The sequence below is a fragment of the Stenotrophomonas rhizophila genome (assembly GCF_007667275.1).
Classification (GTDB): domain Bacteria; phylum Pseudomonadota; class Gammaproteobacteria; order Xanthomonadales; family Xanthomonadaceae; genus Stenotrophomonas; species Stenotrophomonas maltophilia_AE.
In genome coordinates this window covers 494,205-511,072 of record NZ_VDQT01000001.1, presented here as the reverse complement: position 1 = coordinate 511,072, position 16,868 = coordinate 494,205, and the positions used below count along the sequence as shown (strand labels likewise).

The window sequence follows — 16,868 nt, the reverse complement described above, 5'->3', positions numbered from 1 at the left end:
CACCGGGCTTTTTTACCTGACCCCCTTGTTGACGGTGCCGCGCTTACGCGGCATCGAACTGGGCACGGCGGGTCTGCGCTTTGATCAGCCGGTCCATGGTGCGCAGCGACTTGTCTTCCAGGGCCAATGCCGAATCCACCCAGATCTTGGTGATTTCGAGCAGTTCGTCGTAGCCCACCGCCTGTGCAAGGTTGCGGGCGGCGTTCATGGCCAGGTAGGTGCGCGGCGTGCGCTGCTGCTGGCGGATCAGGTCTTCGGCCGCCTTTACGCCCTGGCCCTTCGGCACCAGCACGTCGACCACGCCCATGGCATGCATCTCTTCGGACGAGTAGACCCGGCCTTCCAGGATGATCTTCTCGGCCAGCTGCGGCGCCACGCGGCGGCACAGGAACGAGTACGCGCCCATGCCCGGGAACAGCCCGAACAGCACTTCGGGCAGGCCCATGCCGCAGCCTTCCTCGGCGATGATGGTGTGGCAGGCCAGGGCCATTTCCAGGCCACCGCCCAGCGCATCGCCCTGGATCAGTGCGATCGAGCGCACGTCGCCACCGAAGCCAGTGTGCAGGTGGTGCACGCCTTCCACGCAGCGCTGCGCATAGGCCAGCAGGCGGTCGCGGTTGCCTTCGCGGATCAGCTGGGCGAACAGCGCAAGGTCGCCGCCCAGGTTGTAGGCGGTGGCATCGGAGGCGAGCACGAAGTGGCGCAGGCGGCCGCTGTTGCGCTCGGCGGGGGACAGGGTGATCTGGCTCATCACGCTCCACATCTCATCCAGCATGTCCTTGCGGCAGCAGGGACGGATGCCGGTGGCGGCGTCGGCGTGCATGAACAGCCAGTGGGCGGCGTTGTCCGGGGTCGATTCGGTGCGGATGGTCGCGTAGCCGCGGGAATACGGAAGCTTTTCGATGGATTGCATGGGGATTACCTCGGCGGGTTGGCCTGCAGGGAGGACGGTGGGCGGCAGGCCGGACGGGTCCACACGCCGCGATCCTACACCGGGGGTGGGGGCTGGAATGCATAGATTGCTGCGGCGGGGGGCGGGGGCCATGAAGATGGAATGAAACTGACGTACGGCCGGGGATAAGGGCGTATCGCACCCTTCTCGATCCAATGAACGTCGTTTCAGGTAGGGCCAGGCGCGGTCAGGGTGCGCAGAATCATTGCATTCCTAGGCGGACCGCGACGTGCCATAAAGGCAGGGGCAGCCCACGTCCACGGCACTTGTTCCGGGTCCGGATTTCTGTGAACAATCGCGTCTGCTGGGAGGTGGGACCCCAACGCGAGCGGTCAGGGTATTCGCTCTTTCCTTTACGAAGACTCGGATGGAGATATGAGCATGCCCTTGATTGTCCTGGCCGCGCTGCTGGGGATGCTGTTTACCCAGTTATGTTGTTCGCGTTTATTTACGACTCCGTGTGGGGGGCACTTCGCCGATGAAACGCCTACTTCTTATCTGCCTGTCATTGGTAGTATCCGGCTGCGTTACTACCGTTAGCCCGCGTGCAATGCCGTCGCAGGCGCAGCGTGGCTTGCCTGCCGACTACTTCGACTCTCGGCAGGGGTGTTTCGACGCATGGGCTGAAATTCTAGACAGTTGGGTAAAAGCAACCGGTGGCGTGCGCGGTTCGCTGCATGAGACTCGCAGAATCACGGCGGCAGATGGGACGTCGGTGCTGTCTCGGATCATGCAAAGGGTCTGGGTTCTGCAAGCGCGCGGTGGAGCGAGTGATGATAGATCCATCGTTCTTCAGTTTTCGGAAGCTTTGGAGGATGTAGCCCCTGACGCCGTGCCGGACGAGTGCGCCACTATTGTTTGGCTACAGCCTCTACTTATCGAAAGATCCAAGGCGTTCACTGAGGGGGCTGAGGAGGAGTTGAGGTCGGCAGCGCCTCCAGAGGCCCTGCAGGATTCACGAAGTTTTTCCAACTGGTTGCTCATGCAGATGCTGACGCGCAGTCCTGACCGATCCGCGCACATCCAAGCACGACCGAGCAATCCATGAAGCTCCAATCCCGCTCATGCCTGCTTGTAGCTGTAGTGGCTGCACTCCTCTTTGCTGCTCCTGGGTGTTCCAGTGCCGGAAAGGCCATGGATCAAAGCATCGCAATGATTGCATTGAACAGCTCTCAGCCTTTTGCGTCTGAAACGTATGCGAAGAAGGTCGCACTTCTGGTTTTAGATGATCGATATCCAAAGAGTGTCTTCCTGCCTCAAGAGGGCGGGACGGTGGTGGATGGCGGCGATGTTTGGAGTGTTACCTTCGAGAATGTCCTGTTGAAGGACAATCCGGATCCCTTCCCGATTGTGGATGGTGTGCTGCTCCCGCGCGCTCTCACCTTCGATGTTCGGAAGGCCGATGCTGCGATAGTTGACATCCATTGATATGAGTTCGCTTCAGCGAGGACTTCGGCAGTGTGAGAATCGTGGAGATAAGCCTGATCCTATCCACACTTCTGGTCTTCGCCCTACTATCCGTTGGCTGCTCGTTGGAAGGCATCTTCGATTGTGATAGTACGCTCGTGGCGCAGGCCAAAAGTCCGGGTAGGAGGCTTGTGGCCGAGGCCATGCTTGTTCAATGTCGCGCGACTACATCTGCTGCGGTGCGGCTTCTGCTGGGAAAGACGGGTGCCAAGTTGGACGAGTATCGCGACCGGGTGGCCGTGTTTGAGGGTGAGTCGATCATTCTCCGTTGGGAAGGCTCGCAATTGATTGTTGGCTATAACGTGGCGAAAGCATTTCGTGCAGACGAGGAGGCAAAGGGGGTTCGCATTGAATACCTGTCCGATCACCAGGATCTTGTTGGTTGTGCTGCTTGTCGTTCCGTTGTTGTCCTGCTCCCTGGGCGGCGATGATGAGTCGACTGACGACTCGGGATCGCCTGGGCGACGATTTTATTTGAGCAATGAGCAAGTCACACAGTTGGAACGGAGTGCTGACACGGGCGATGTTTCGGCTGTCACCAGGCTCATCAACCATTATCAATGGGCTGTCTCTGATTCGAGCAGATCGCTTTACTGGTTGAGGAGGGGTGCAGCTATGAATGAACCCATGGCAATGATCAACCTCTCTGGTCGTCTTTCGGTGATGGAAAATGAGGCTGATTGTGCGGAAGCTGAGGCCTTGCTGCTGAGGGTGTTGGAGTCAGAAGCCGATGACCAGGCAAAGAAAATCGCCAAGAGCCGTCTGGATACCCTCCAATATGGAGTGAGCGGAAAGGGCTACTGCAGAAGATCCCTTCCAGCAGAAGGCTAGAGACATCACTCAAGGATGGACGGCGGACGTAGGGAAGTAAATGCAGACCACGTCCACGGCACTTGTTCCGGCTTCGGATTTCCGGGAAAAATCGTGTCTGATGAGGTGGTGGACACCAACGCGGGCGGTCAATGCAGTCGCTCCGTCCTTTACGAAGGCTCAGATTGAGATCTGATCATGACCTCGATTGTCCTGGCCGCGCTGTTCGGAATGCTGTTTACCTATCCTGCTTATTTCCATCTGCTTTATGAGTTCAAGATGCGACTTGCTCGTGACCATCCGGGGCTATGGCAGAAGAGGGGCGCGTCCAGTGCCTCTCCTGGGTTGCAGGTTGCATACAAGGCGTTGCGTGACGTTCGCGCGGGGAAGCTGGACGGGGTGGGGCTGAGCAGGGAGGTGGAGAGCTTGCATCGTCTGGCGACGCGGCTTCTGGACGCAGGGATGTTGTCCTTCATGATCATCCTGTTCGCGCTTCTTTACGACTCCTTGTGAGCGGATGGAAGGGTGCAACTTCATGGTGGTTCGAGCCGATGTTGGTTGAGACGGTGCAAGGAGAAATGGCTGGCTGTGGCGCCACTTGAGGTGTTGGAAGAATCCCGGGTGTCTGGGAGGTGGCTGGTGAGGCGATGCCGGTCGGATACGGTTGAGGGATCTTGGGCTGATTGACACGCATGGCGTGTCACTACGCGTTGGTATGGCGCCGGTGCTGGATAGCAGAACGCCCGCTGGTGGGCGGGCGTTCCGGGTATTACCTGGCGCAGGTTGGTTACGCCGCCGGCGCATCCCGCAGCTCGCGGCGCAGGATCTTGCCGACGTTGGTCTTCGGCAGTTCCTTGCGGAACTCGACGATCTTCGGGTGCTTGTAGCCGGTGAGGTTGGCGCGGGCGTGTTCCTTGACCATTTCGGCGGTCAGGTTCGGGTCCTTCTTGACGATGACCACCTTGACGATTTCGCCGGACTTCTCGTCCGGTACGCCGACCGCTGCCACTTCGAGGACGCCCGGCATCATCGCGATGACGTCTTCGACTTCGTTCGGGTACACGTTGAAGCCGGACACGAGGATCATGTCCTTCTTGCGGTCCACGATGTAGAAGAAGCCGTTCTCGTCCATGCGCGCCATGTCGCCGGTGTGCAGCCAGCCGTCGGCGTCGATGGCCTTGGCGGTGTCTTCCGGGCGCTGCCAGTAACCCTTCATCACCTGCGGCCCGCGGATGCACAGCTCGCCGACATCGCCCGGCGTCAGGGTGGCGCCGTTGTCGTCCTTCACGCAGGCGTCGGTGGACGGAATCGGCAGGCCGATCGCGCCGTTGTACTCAGGCAGGTCGAGCGGGTTGATGCAGGCCGCCGGTGAGGTCTCGGTCAGGCCGTAGGCCTCGACCAGGGTGACGCCGGTGGTCTTCTTCCAGCGCTCGGCCACGGCGCGCTGCACCGCCATGCCGCCGCCCAGGGTGACTTTCAGCGAGGAGAAGTCCACCTCGTCGAAGCCGGGGGTGTTGAGCAGGCCGTTGAACAGCGTGTTGACGCCGGTGATCGCGGTGAAGCGGGTCGACTTGAGCTCCTTAACGAAGCCCTTCATGTCGCGCGGGTTGGTGATCAGGTGGTTGCAGCCACCGAACTTCATGAAGACCAGTCCGTTCGCGGTCAGTGCGAAGATGTGGTATAGCGGCAGGGCGGTGATGATGACTTCCTTGCCCATTTCGATGCCCGACGCGGAAATCCACGCCGACGCCTGCTGCATGTTGGCGACCAGGTTGCGGTTGGTGAGCATTGCCCCCTTGGCCACGCCGGTGGTGCCGCCGGTGTACTGCAGGAAGGCCACGTCGTCGTGGTCCAGTTCCACCTTCGGCAGGGTGTGGCCGCTGCCCAGCTTCAACGCCTGGTTGAAGCGGATGGCGCCGCGCAGGGTGTAGTTGGGCACCATCTTCTTGATGTACTTCAGCACGAAGTTCACCACCACGCCCTTCAGGCCGAGCATGTCGCCCAGGCCGGTGGTGATGACCTGCTTGATCGGGGTGTCGGCGATGACCTGCTGCACGGTGTCGCCGAAGTTGTCCACCACCACCAGCACCGCTGCGCCGGAGTCGACCAGCTGGTGCTTGAGCTCGCGCGCGGTGTACAGCGGGTTGACGTTGACCACGGTCAGGCCGGCCCGCAGGACGCCGAAGGTGGCGACCGGGTACTGCAGGCAGTTGGGCATCATCAGGGCGACGCGGTCGCCCTTCTTGAGCTTCAGTTCGCCCAGCAGGTAGGCGGCGAACTGTTCGACCAGGGCGTCGGTTTCACCATAGGTGAGCACCTTGCCGAAGCTGGAATAGGCGGGACGGTCGCGGTACTTGGCCACCGAGGCGTCGAACACGGCCGAGACCGAATGGAACTCGTTGACGTCGATTTCGGCAGGTACGCCGTTCGGATAGCTCTTCAGCCAGGGACGTTCCAGACTCATATTCCCCCTCCAGGAAACGTTGATGGTGTGATGCCGGCGGACAGTATCCGTCGTTTCGGTCCCCGGCAGCATACCGGGCCGAATGGAAAACGCGAAGAGGTTGTGAATAAAGCGTGCAGGGTACGTGTAGAGCCGGCCAGAGGCCGGCTCTACGAAGGCAGGCTTGCTCAGCGGGCCGCCAGCTGGCGCAGGACGTACTGGAGCAGGCCGCCGTGCTTGAAGTACTCCACTTCCTTGGGGGTCAGCAGCATGACGTGGGCCTCGAAGCTCCTGGCCGTGCCGTCGGCACGGGTGGCGGTGAGCGTTGCGGTCTTGCTGGCGCCATCGGCCAGGCCGGTGATGTCGACCACTTCCGAGCCGTCCAGGCCCAGCGACTGGGCGTTCTCGCCGGCCTTGAACTGCAGCGGCAGCACGCCCATGCCGACCAGGTTGGAGCGGTGGATGCGCTCGAAGCTCTCGGCGACCACCGCCTTCACGCCCAGAAGGTTGGTGCCCTTGGCCGCCCAGTCGCGCGAGGAGCCGGTGCCGTATTCCTTGCCGGCGAACACCACCAGCGGCACGCCCTCGGCCTTGTACTTCATCGCCGCGTCGTAGATGGCCAGCTTCTGCGGTTCGCCACCATCCTGCGGGAAGTACAGGGTGTTGCCGCCTTCCTCGCCACCGAACATCAGGTTCTTGATGCGGATATTGGCGAAGGTGCCGCGCACCATCACGTCATCATTGCCGCGGCGGCTGCCGTAGCTGTTGAAGTCGGCCGGCTGCACGCCGCGTTCCTGCAGGAAACGACCTGCCGGGGAATCCTTCTTGATGTTTCCGGCCGGGGAGATGTGGTCGGTGGTGATCGAGTCGCCGAACAGGCCCATGACCCGCGCCCCGTGCACGTCGTCGATATGGCCGACCTGCATGGTCATGCCCTCGAAGTACGGCGGGTTCTTGATGTAGGTGGAGCTGCCGTCCCATTCGTACAGGTCGCCGTCGGGCGACTGGATGTTGTTCCAGCGGCTGTCGCCCTTGAACACGTCGGCGTAGTTCTGCTTGAACATCTCCGGCCCGATGGTGGCGGCGATCACGTCGCCGATCTCCTTGTTGCTGGGCCAGATGTCGCGCAGGTACACCGGCTGGCCGTCGCTGCCGGTGCCGAGCGGTTCGGTGGTGAGGTCGATGTCGGTGGTGCCGGCGATGGCATAGGCCACCACCAGCGGCGGGCTGGCCAGGTAGTTCATCTTCACCTCGGGGTGCACGCGGCCCTCGAAGTTGCGGTTGCCCGACAGCACCGAGGTCACCACCAGGTCGCCGCTGGCGATGCCGGCGCTGATTTCGGTGGGCAGGGGGCCGGAGTTGCCGATGCAGGTGGTGCAGCCATAGCCGACCACGTAGAAGCCGATCTTTTCCAGCTCGGTGAGTACGCCGGCCTTTTCCAGGTAGTCGGTGACCACGCGAGAGCCCGGGCCGAGCGAGGTCTTCACCCACGGCTTGCGGTCCAGGCCCCTGGCGGCGGCGTTGCGGGCCAGCAGGCCGGCGCCGATCATCACCGCCGGGTTGGAGGTATTGGTGCAGGAGGTGATCGCGGCGATGACCACAGCGCCGTCCTTGAGCCGGAAGCGGTTGCCGTCCAGTTCGACGTCGGCATGTCCCTTGGCCAGCTGCTCGTTGCCGACCGCGGCGCCGCCTCCTTCGTTGACGAAGGTGGCCACGTCTTCATTGCGCTTGTCGCGGTTGGTGGTGAGGCCGCCCAGGTTGTCGCGGTAGTTCTGCTTGACGTCCTGCAGCAGCACGCGGTCCTGCGGGCGCTTGGGGCCTGCCAGCGACGGCTTCACCTCGCCCATGTCCAGTTCGAGCGTGGCGCTGTAGCTGGCGGGTGCGGTGTCGGCGTCGTGCCACAGGCCCTGGGCCTTGGCATAGGCTTCAACCAGTGCAATCTGTGCTTCGCTGCGGCCGGACAGGCGCAGGTAGGTCAGCGATTCGTTGTCGATCGGGAAGATGCCGCAGGTGGCGCCGTACTCCGGCGCCATGTTGCCGATGGTGGCGCGGTCGGCCAGCGGCAGGTGCTGCAGGCCTTCGCCGAAGAACTCGACGAACTTGCCGACCACCCCGTGCTTGCGCAGCATCTGGGTAACGGTCAGCACGAGGTCGGTGGCGGTGGCGCCCTTGGGCAGGCGGCCGGTGAGCTTGAAGCCCACCACCTGCGGAATCAGCATGGAGGAGGGCTGGCCCAGCATGGCCGCTTCGGCCTCGATGCCGCCCACGCCCCAGCCGAGCACGCCGATGCCATTGATCATGGTGGTGTGGCTGTCGGTGCCGAACACGGTGTCCGGGTAGGCAACGGCCTTGCCGTCCTTGTCCGCGGTCATCACCACCCGCGCCAGGTTCTCCAGGTTCACCTGGTGGACGATGCCGGTGTTGGGCGGCACCACCTTGAAGTTGTCGAACGCCTTCTGGCCCCAGCGCAGGAAGCCGTATCGTTCCTGGTTGCGCTGGAATTCGATCTTGCCGTTGAGGTCCAGGGCGTCAGGCGTGCCGAACACATCCACCTGCACCGAGTGGTCGATGACCAGTTCGGAGGGAATCCGCGGATTGATCTGTTCCGGGCGGCCACCCAGCTTGACCACCGCGTCGCGCATCGCGGCCAGGTCGACCACGCAGGGTACGCCGGTGAAGTCCTGCAGCACCACGCGGGCCGGCATGAAGGCGATCTCGATGTCCGGCTCGGCCTTCGGGTCCCATTTCGCCACCGCTTCGATGTGCTCGCGGCCCACCGTGGCGCCGCCGTCCTCGTGCCGGAGCAGGTTCTCCAGCAGGATCTTCATCGAGTAGGGCAGGTGGGAGATGTCGAACTGCTGTCCGAGCTTGGGCAGGCTGAAGTAGTCGTAGGTGCTGCCGGCGACGTCCAGCTGGCTGCGGGTGGAGAACGAATCGCTCATGCGGGGAAACTCCTTTTGCGGATGGCTTGCAGTGGCCCCTGCGGGCCTGCTTGCGGTTGCCGGTGACCACATTCCGGCCTGGGGGTCAGTATGAACCCTTCAGCCAAGCCTCGGTCGTCGGCAGGGCATCAGGCTACCTATACGTATGTATCGCCCATGTCATTGGCGTGGCAGGGCGCTGGCGGTTCCGGGACAGCGTTCCTGAACAGGGCTGGGTAGAAGTATGCCCGGGGAAGTATGTATAATTTGTGCATACTTTGGAGGGCCTACCGATGGAAGCCACCGTTGCAGAACGCGGACAGATCACCTTGCCCAAGGCGGTCCGCGACGCGCTCGGCCTGACCAAGGGCACCCAGTTGAAAGTGGAGCTCGACGGCAGCCGCATCATCCTGCGCAAGAGCGTCGACGACGCCATTTCGCGTGCACGCGGCAAGTTCGCGCTGGACGGGTTCGATTCCGCCGAAGCGGCCGTCGTTGCCGTGCGCGACCCCGAATGAGCCCCGCATGATCGCCGTCGATTCCCCGGTCGTGATCGAACTGCTCAGCAACGGCCCCCAGGCCGACGCGGTGGAAGCCTGCCTGCGGCAGAGCCTGGTCGGCGGGCGGGTGGTGATCTGCGGCGTGGTGCTGGCCGAGATCTGCGCCGCGCTGCGCGGTGGTGCCGAAGTGCAGGAAGCGCTTGAGGAAATGGGCATCCGCTTCAGCCCGCTGGAAGCCAAGTCGGCACTGCGCGCCGGCGAGATGCACCGCCGCCATCGCCAGCGCGGCAGCGACCGCCGCGGCATCGACGATTTCATGGTCGGCGCGCACGCACTGCTGCAGTGCGACGGCCTGATCACCTGGAACGACAAATTTTACCGCGACTACTTCAAGGGCCTGAAGCTGATCGTGCCGCAAGCCTGAGCCCGTAACTCAACCGCCGTATTCAACCGAAGTCTTTTCAAAGAATTTCCCGGGAGTTGTCATGTTGGAAGCCTACCGCCACCACGTAGCCGAGCGCGCCGCGCTTGGCATCCCGCCGCTGCCGCTGAGCGCCCAGCAGACGGCCGACGTCATTGAACTGCTGAAGAACCCGCCGGCAGGCGAGGCCGAGTTCCTGCTCGACCTGCTCACCCACCGCGTGCCGGCCGGCGTCGATGACGCCGCCAAGGTCAAGGCCTCGTACCTGGCCGCCATCGCCTTCGGCAGCGAAACCAACGCGCTGATCTCGCGCGAGCGCGCCACCGAACTGCTGGGCACCATGCTGGGCGGCTACAACGTCGCGCCGCTGGTGCAGCTGCTGGACGACGCCGTGGTCGGCGCGATCGCCGCCACCGCGCTGAAGAACACCCTGCTGGTGTTCGATGCCTTCCACGACGTGCAGGAAAAGGCCAAGGCCGGCAACGCGAACGCCCAGGGCGTGCTGCAGAGCTGGGCCGATGCCGAGTGGTTCACCAGCCGCCCGGAAGTGCCGCAGAGCCTGACCATCACCGTGCTCAAGGTGACCGGCGAAACCAACACCGACGACCTGTCGCCGGCCCCGGACGCCACCACCCGCCCGGACATCCCGCTGCACGCGCTGGCCATGCTGAAGAACAAGCGCGATGGCATCGAGCCGGAAGAAGACGGCAAGCGCGGCCCGGTCAAGTTCATCGAATCGCTGAAGGACAAGGGCCACCTGGTCGCCTACGTGGGCGACGTGGTCGGTACCGGTTCGAGCCGCAAGTCGGCCACCAACTCGGTGCTGTGGTTCACCGGTGAGGACATTCCGTTCATCCCGAACAAGCGCTTCGGCGGCGTGTGCCTGGGCTCGAAGATCGCACCGATCTTCTACAACACCATGGAAGATGCCGGCGCGCTGCCGATCGAGCTGGACGTGTCGCAGATGAACATGGGCGACGTTGTCGAGCTGCGCCCGTACGACGGCAAGGCGCTTAAGGATGGCCAGGTCATCGCCGAGTTCCAGGTGAAGTCCGACGTGCTGTTCGACGAAGTGCGCGCCGGTGGCCGCATTCCGCTGATCATCGGCCGTGGCCTGACCGCCAAGGCGCGCGAAGCGCTGGGCCTGGCCCCGACCGACCTGTTCCGGCTGCCGATGGACCCGCCGGACACCGGCAAGGGCTTCTCGCTGGCGCAGAAGATGGTCGGCCGCGCCTGTGGCCTGCCGGAAGGCCAGGGCATGCGTCCGGGCACCTACTGCGAACCGAAGATGACCTCGGTGGGCTCGCAGGACACCACCGGCCCGATGACCCGTGACGAGCTGAAGGACCTGGCCTGCCTGGGCTTCTCGGCCGACCTGGTGATGCAGTCGTTCTGCCACACCGCCGCGTACCCGAAGCCGGTGGACGTCAAGACCCACCACACGCTGCCGGAGTTCATCTCCACCCGTGGCGGCATCTCGCTGCGCCCGGGCGACGGCGTGATCCACAGCTGGCTCAACCGCATGCTGCTGCCCGACACCGTCGGCACCGGCGGCGATTCGCACACCCGTTTCCCGGTGGGCATCTCGTTCCCGGCCGGTTCCGGCCTGGTCGCCTTCGCTGCTGCCACCGGCGTGATGCCGCTGGACATGCCCGAATCGGTGCTGGTGCGCTTCAAGGGCAAGATGCAGCCGGGCGTGACCCTGCGTGACCTGGTCAACGCGATTCCGCTGTACGCGATCAAGTCGGGCCTGCTGACCGTCGCCAAGGCGGGCAAGAAGAACATCTTCTCCGGCCGCATCCTGGAAATCGAAGGTCTGCCGGACCTGAAGGTCGAGCAGGCGTTCGAACTGTCCGACGCCTCGGCCGAGCGTTCGGCTGCCGGCTGCTCGGTGCACCTGAGCAAGGAACCGATCATCGAGTACCTCACCAGCAACATCACGCTGCTGAAGTGGATGATCGCCGAAGGCTACCAGGACGCCCGTTCGCTGGCGCGCCGCATCGAGAAGATGGAAGCGTGGCTGGCGAATCCGGAGCTGCTGGAGCCGGATGCCGATGCCGAGTACGCCGCCGTCATCGAGATCGACCTGGCCGACATCCACGAGCCGATCGTGGCCTGCCCGAACGATCCGGACGACGTCAAGACGCTGTCGGACGTGGCCGGTGCGGCCATCGATGAAGTGTTCATCGGTTCGTGCATGACCAACATCGGTCACTTCCGTGCGGCCGCCAAGCTGCTGGAAGGCAAGCGCGATATCCCGACCAAGCTGTGGGTCGCACCGCCGACCAAGATGGATGCGTCGGAGCTGACCAAGGAAGGCCACTACGGCACCTTCGGCACCGCTGGTGCGCGCATGGAAATGCCGGGCTGCTCGCTGTGCATGGGCAACCAGGCACAGGTGCGCGAGGGCGCGACGGTGTTCTCGACCTCTACCCGCAACTTCCCGAACCGCTTGGGCCGCAACTCGAACGTGTACCTGGGTTCGGCCGAGCTGGCCGCGATCTGCTCGCGCCTGGGTCGCATCCCGACCAAGGAAGAGTACATGGCCGACATCGGCGTGCTGGATGCCAGCAGCAAGGACATCTACCGCTACATGAACTTCGACCAGATCGAGGACTACCAGGACGTGGCCAAGACGGTTGCCGCCTGAGCCTGATCGCCTGATGTGTTGAACGAAAGCCCCCGGTGAGAACCGGGGGTTTTTGTTTGGTCGCCCGCTTGTGACGAATCCAGGCCCTATCGCGTTCGCCAGCAATTCGTAGTGCCACGCCATGCGTGGCAACCGCGCAACGCGCGGATCAAGCATCCGAAGCCGCCATGACGCGACCCCGATACCGCCGGGGCAGTCTTCAGGGGGTCAGATAGCGGAATGGCCACGCGTTGTCGGCATCGTTGCTGCGTTCGGCGCAGACGGCACGGAAGGTTTCCACGAACGCCTGCTGCAGGCGGGTGGGATGCCAGTCGGCGCGCGTGGTGAGGCCGATGCGGCGGCGCAGGTCGTCGCCGGCGCTGCCGATTTCGCTGAGCAGGCCGGCGCGGCGTTCGATCACGAACTGGTCGCGTGACATCAGGGTGAGCCAGTCGTCTTCCAGCAGCAGGCCGCGGGTGATCAGCACCGAGCCGCATTCGATGCGCAGGCGCGGCGGTTCGTGGCCATGCTGGCGGAACATGCGTTCCCAGCGGGCGCGCACAGGTGCGCCGGTGGCGGCGATCACCCACGGGAAAGCCAGCAGCCGGTCGAAGTCGAGCGGGTCGCTGCCGGCCAGCGGGTGCCCGCTGCGCGCGACGATCACCGGGTCATCGTCGAACAGGCCTTCCTGCGCGACATCGCGCACGGGCAGGGTGTCGCGCATCGCACCGATCAACAGGTCCAGGCTGCCGGCGCGCAGATCGCCCAGCAGTTCCGCATAAGGCCCTTCGATCACGTTGACCGTTGCACCCGGGTGGGCGCGGGCAAAGCGCGCCAATACCTGTGGCAGCAGGATCGCGCGGGCCAGCGGCATCACCCCGAGCGTGACCTTGCCGCCCTGTTCGGAGCGCAGCAGGGCCACTTCATCCAGGCCCGCTGCCAGTTCGGACAACGCCAGCCGCACCAACCGAAGCATGCGGGTGGCGGCCGGGGTGGTCTGCACGGTCTTGCCGTGGCGTTCGGTCAGCGGGGTTTCGATGGCGGTACCCAGCTCATGCACGGCGCGGTAGATCGCTGGCTGTGAGATGCCGGCGCGCGCTGCAGCCAGGGTGAAGCTGCCGGCGTCATCCACCGCCACGAGTGCGCGCAGCTGGCCGAGCGTGACGCGTCGCTCAACGGCAGGCAACGCAGGCAGGCGCTGCGCACGCCGTGCCACCCGCACGCCATCGGCGATGTACCCCAATGCACGTTCGATGCGGGGCACCAGCAGTTCCGCCGCTTCGGTGGGCGCCATGCCGCCGGGTTGGCGGTCGAAGAGGGATGCGTCCAGTTGGGTCTCCAGGCGGGCTATGGCCTGGGTCAACGCGGGCTGGGAAAGATTCACGTGCGGCGCAGCGGCGCTGATGCCGCCGTGGTGGTGCACGGCGACCAGCGCATGCAGATGCTTCAGGTTCAGCTCAAACGGCCGTTTCATGGATCAACTATAACCAAACCCAATGGCTGTTGCGGAAATCGATCTTGAGGGGGTGGGCGCTGGCGGACAAGACTTCATCATCGTCATAGAAGGATGGATGGATGTCCCGCGTCGTCACCCGTGTCGAACGCGCCGCTGCCGGCGCACTCCAGCTCCTGGCCCAGGCAGGCGTGGCCACCGCGCATGAGGCGCAGGGCCGCAGTGGCCTGCTGCACCCGCGGCTGCGCCCGATCTTCAGCGGCGCCCGCATTGCCGGCAGCGCCATCACCGTGTCGGTGCCCCCCGGCGACAACTGGATGATGCATGTGGCCATGGAGCAGCTGCGCGAGGGCGATGTGCTGGTGGTGGCGCCGACCAGCGACTGCACCGACGGCTACTTCGGCGACCTGCTGGCGACCTCGGCGCAGGTGCGTGGCTGCCGTGGACTGGTGATTGATGCCGGCGTGCGCGATGTGCGTGACCTGACCGCGATGGGCTTTCCGGTCTGGTGCCGGGCCATCCACGCGCAGGGCACGGTCAAGGAGACACTCGGCTCGGTCAACGTCCCTGTGGTGTGCGGCGGCGCGCTGGTCCACCCCGGCGACGTGGTGATCGCCGACGATGACGGCGTATGTATCGTGCCGCGTGCCGATGCGGCACGTGTCGCCGCCGAATCCCAGGCGCGCGAGGCGCGCGAGGCGGAGAAGCGCGAACGCCTGGCCAAGGGCGAGCTGGGCCTGGACATCTACGCGATGCGCGAACGGCTGGCGGCCAAGGGCCTGCGCTATGAGTAAGGGCGTGCCCGCCATGTGGATGCGCGGTGGCACGTCCAAGGGCGGCTATTTCCTGGCCAGCGACCTGCCTGCCGATGCGGCTGCGCGCGATGCGTTCCTGCTGCGCGCGTACGGCTCGCCGGACCCACGCCAGATCGATGGCATGGGCGGCGCCGACCCGCTGACCTCCAAGGTCGCGGTGGTTTCGCCCTCGCGCCACCCCGGCGCGGACGTGGATTACCTGTTCCTGCAGGTGTTCGTTGACCAGGCCGTCGTGAGCGACGCACAGAACTGCGGCAACCTGCTCGCCGGGGTCGGGCCGTTCGCGCTGGAACGCGGGCTCGTGCAGTCCACCGGCGAAAGCACCGACGTGCGCATCTTCATGGTGAACACCGGCAAGGTAGCCATCGCCAACGTACAGACGCCCGGCGGCCAGGTGCGCTACGACGGTTCGGCGCGGATCGACGGTGTGCCGGGCACAGCAGCGCCTGTTCCGCTAACCTTCGCCGACATCGCCGGTTCCAGCTGCGGCGCGTTGCTGCCGACCGGCAACGCGGTAGATGTGCTCGACGGGGTGGAGCTCACCCTGATCGACAACGGCATGCCCTGCGTGGTGCTGCGCGCCAGCGATGTGGGCGTGAGCGGGTACGAAGACCGCGCCACGCTGGATGCCGATCACACGTTGAAGGCGCGACTGGAGGCGATCCGCCTGCAGGCTGGGCCGTTGATGAACCTGGGCGATGTCAGCGCGCAGTCGGTGCCCAAGATGATGTTGGTGGCTGCCCCGCGCGACGGTGGCGCGATCTGCGTGCGTTCGTTCATACCTCACCGCTGCCACGCCTCCATCGGGGTGCTGGGCGCGGTCACCGTGGCCACGGCCTGCCTGCTGCCCAGCTCACCGGCCCATGCGCTCGCGGTGGTGCCAGACGGTAGCCGCCTGCAGCTGGACATCGAACACCCCAGCGGCAGCACCGGCTGCGTGCTGGAACGCGATGCCGACGGGCAGGTGGCCGCAGCGGCCATCCTGCGCACCGCCCGAAAGCTGTTCGACGGCGTGCTGTTCGACTGAATACGCGCGACGTCTCTATTCTTATGACCTGGGAGGGTTGTCATGACTGTTGTTGAGAAGCGGCAGGGCCGCTTCGGCGTCTTCGGCCAATTGTGGTTCCAGGTGCTGGCCGGCACCATCATCGGCGTGGTGCTGGGTTGGCTGCAGCCAGACTGGGGTTCGGCGATGAAGCCGTTTGGCGATGCCTTCATCAAGCTGATCCGGATGATGATCGGCCCGATCATCTTCGTGACGGTGGTGCACGGCATCGCCGGCATGCGCGACATGCGCAGCGTGGGTCGGCTCGCGCTGAAATCACTGATCTATTTCGAGGTGATCACCATCCTGGCGCTGATCGTGGGCCTGGTGGCGGTGGATCTCTGGCAGCCCGGCGCCGGCATGAACATCGACCCGGCCACCATCGACATGGCCAGCATCCAGGGCTATGTGCATACCGCGCACGACCAGTCGATCGTGTCGTACGTCATGGCGATCATCCCCAACACGCTGGTCAGTGCGTTCACTGAAGCGCACGTGCTGCAGGTGCTGTTCGTGGCGGTGCTGTTCGGTGTGGCGTTGGCCTCCATCGGTGAGCGCGGCGCGCCGGTGATGAAGGTGATCGAAGGCACCTCTGCTGCGCTGTTCAAGATCATCGGCTATGTCATGTATTTCGCGCCGATCGGTGCGTTCGGTGCCATCGCCTTCACCGTGGGCCAGTTCGGCGCCGGTTCGCTGCTGTCGCTGGGTGAGCTGATCATCGAGTTCTTCGTGGTCTGCGCGGCGTTCACGGTGTTCGTGCTGGGCGCCGTGTGCTGGTGGACCGGCGCCAGCCTGTGGCGGCTGCTGGCCTACCTGCGCGATGAAATCGTGATCGTGGCGGCCACCACCTCCACCGAAACCGTCCTGCCGCGCCTGATCGAGAAGATGAAGAAGCTGGGCTGCGAAGAGGGCGTGGTGGGTTTCGTGATTCCTGCCGGCTACTCGTTCAACCTCGATGGCACCTGCCTGTACCTGACCACGGTGGCGCTGTTCCTGGCCCAGGCGACCAACACCGAGCTGACCGTGTGGCACCAGCTGGGGCTGATCGCGGTACTGCTGCTCACCTCCAAGGGCGCCGCCGGCGTGGCCGGTGCGGCGTTCGTGGTGCTGGCGGCGACGCTGGGTACCACCGGGACGATTCCGGTGGCCAGCATCGCGCTGATCCTGGGCATCCACCGCATCCTGGCCGAAGGCCTGACCTTCGTGAACCTGGTCGGCAACGCGATCGCGGTGCTGGTGATCGCCAAGTGGGAAGGCAAGCTGGACGAGAAGGTGATGGCCGAACAGATCGGCACCCGCCGCGCCCGCCTGCGCCATCTGGGCGTCCGCGAGGCCTGACCGACGCGCCGCGGGCTGCCCGCGGCGCCCCCCCCTATGCATTGAACCCGCTGCCCACGGCAGCGGGGAGGGAG

The 16,868-nt window shown here is 64.6% G+C and carries 14 protein-coding genes; 10 read left to right on the top strand and 4 right to left on the bottom strand.

Annotated elements, in window-relative coordinates; all coding sequences use genetic code 11:
• Positions 1–43: 43 nt before the first annotated feature.
• A complete protein-coding gene (locus tag FSZ13_RS02105) occupies positions 44–913 on the bottom strand; it encodes a crotonase/enoyl-CoA hydratase family protein (protein WP_145477776.1) in 870 nt (289 codons plus the stop codon).
• Positions 914–1,996: 1,083 nt separating this feature from the next.
• Here FSZ13_RS02105 and FSZ13_RS02100 point away from each other — a divergent pair.
• The 4 genes from FSZ13_RS02100 (at position 1,997) to FSZ13_RS02085 (ending at position 3,742) form a co-directional block, all read left to right on the top strand.
• The gene (locus FSZ13_RS02100; RefSeq protein WP_145477775.1) at positions 1,997–2,380 is read left to right on the top strand and encodes a hypothetical protein; all 384 of its coding nucleotides are present in this window, start codon (positions 1,997–1,999) and stop codon (positions 2,378–2,380) included.
• Between the two features lie 104 nt (positions 2,381–2,484).
• On the top strand, positions 2,485–2,850 hold the full coding sequence (locus tag FSZ13_RS02095) for a hypothetical protein (protein ID WP_145477774.1): 366 nt from the start codon (positions 2,485–2,487) through the stop codon (positions 2,848–2,850).
• Between the two features lie 196 nt (positions 2,851–3,046).
• The gene (locus tag FSZ13_RS02090) at positions 3,047–3,250 is read left to right on the top strand and encodes a hypothetical protein (RefSeq protein WP_145477773.1); all 204 of its coding nucleotides are present in this window, start codon (positions 3,047–3,049) and stop codon (positions 3,248–3,250) included.
• A 177-nt stretch (positions 3,251–3,427) separates the two neighbouring features.
• Complete coding sequence (locus FSZ13_RS02085; protein ID WP_145477772.1) at positions 3,428–3,742, top strand: hypothetical protein; 315 nt, start codon at positions 3,428–3,430, stop codon at positions 3,740–3,742.
• A 274-nt stretch (positions 3,743–4,016) separates the two neighbouring features.
• On the opposite strand, the gene FSZ13_RS02080 is transcribed toward FSZ13_RS02085, so the two are convergent.
• Both FSZ13_RS02080 and acnA read right to left on the bottom strand, forming a co-directional pair.
• On the bottom strand, positions 4,017–5,693 hold the full coding sequence (locus tag FSZ13_RS02080; RefSeq protein WP_145477771.1) for a long-chain fatty acid--CoA ligase: 1,677 nt from the start codon (positions 5,691–5,693) through the stop codon (positions 4,017–4,019).
• A 167-nt stretch (positions 5,694–5,860) separates the two neighbouring features.
• Complete coding sequence (gene acnA / locus FSZ13_RS02075) at positions 5,861–8,614, bottom strand: aconitate hydratase AcnA (protein ID WP_145477770.1); 2,754 nt, start codon at positions 8,612–8,614, stop codon at positions 5,861–5,863.
• A gap of 272 nt (positions 8,615–8,886) precedes the next feature.
• Here acnA and FSZ13_RS02070 point away from each other — a divergent pair, with 272 nt between their 5' ends.
• The 3 genes from FSZ13_RS02070 to acnB all read left to right on the top strand — a co-directional run bounded on the left by FSZ13_RS02070 (position 8,887) and on the right by acnB (position 12,164).
• The gene (locus FSZ13_RS02070; RefSeq protein WP_145477769.1) at positions 8,887–9,111 is read left to right on the top strand and encodes an AbrB/MazE/SpoVT family DNA-binding domain-containing protein; all 225 of its coding nucleotides are present in this window, start codon (positions 8,887–8,889) and stop codon (positions 9,109–9,111) included.
• 7 nt (positions 9,112–9,118) lie between these two features.
• Complete coding sequence (locus tag FSZ13_RS02065) at positions 9,119–9,517, top strand: type II toxin-antitoxin system VapC family toxin (RefSeq protein ID WP_145477768.1); 399 nt, start codon at positions 9,119–9,121, stop codon at positions 9,515–9,517.
• A gap of 61 nt (positions 9,518–9,578) precedes the next feature.
• Positions 9,579–12,164, top strand: a complete 2,586-nt coding sequence (gene acnB / locus FSZ13_RS02060) for a bifunctional aconitate hydratase 2/2-methylisocitrate dehydratase (RefSeq protein WP_068851565.1) — start codon at positions 9,579–9,581, stop codon at positions 12,162–12,164.
• Between the two features lie 199 nt (positions 12,165–12,363).
• On the opposite strand, the gene FSZ13_RS02055 is transcribed toward acnB, so the two are convergent.
• On the bottom strand, positions 12,364–13,617 hold the full coding sequence (locus tag FSZ13_RS02055; RefSeq protein ID WP_145477767.1) for a LysR family transcriptional regulator: 1,254 nt from the start codon (positions 13,615–13,617) through the stop codon (positions 12,364–12,366).
• A 101-nt stretch (positions 13,618–13,718) separates the two neighbouring features.
• On the opposite strand from FSZ13_RS02055, the gene FSZ13_RS02050 reads away from it, so the two are divergent.
• From FSZ13_RS02050 to dctA, 3 genes are read left to right on the top strand one after another with little or no spacing between them, the layout of a single operon-like run.
• Positions 13,719–14,390 (top strand): 4-carboxy-4-hydroxy-2-oxoadipate aldolase/oxaloacetate decarboxylase, encoded by a 672-nt coding sequence (locus FSZ13_RS02050; protein ID WP_145477766.1) that lies wholly within the window; start codon positions 13,719–13,721, stop codon positions 14,388–14,390.
• The gene (locus FSZ13_RS02045) at positions 14,383–15,438 is read left to right on the top strand and encodes a 4-oxalomesaconate tautomerase (RefSeq protein WP_145477765.1); all 1,056 of its coding nucleotides are present in this window, start codon (positions 14,383–14,385) and stop codon (positions 15,436–15,438) included. Before FSZ13_RS02050 ends, FSZ13_RS02045 begins: the two co-directional genes overlap by 8 nt.
• A gap of 42 nt (positions 15,439–15,480) precedes the next feature.
• Positions 15,481–16,794, top strand: coding sequence for a C4-dicarboxylate transporter DctA (gene dctA, locus FSZ13_RS02040; RefSeq protein ID WP_145477764.1), 1,314 nt, complete (start codon positions 15,481–15,483; stop codon positions 16,792–16,794).
• Positions 16,795–16,868 lie beyond the last annotated feature (74 nt).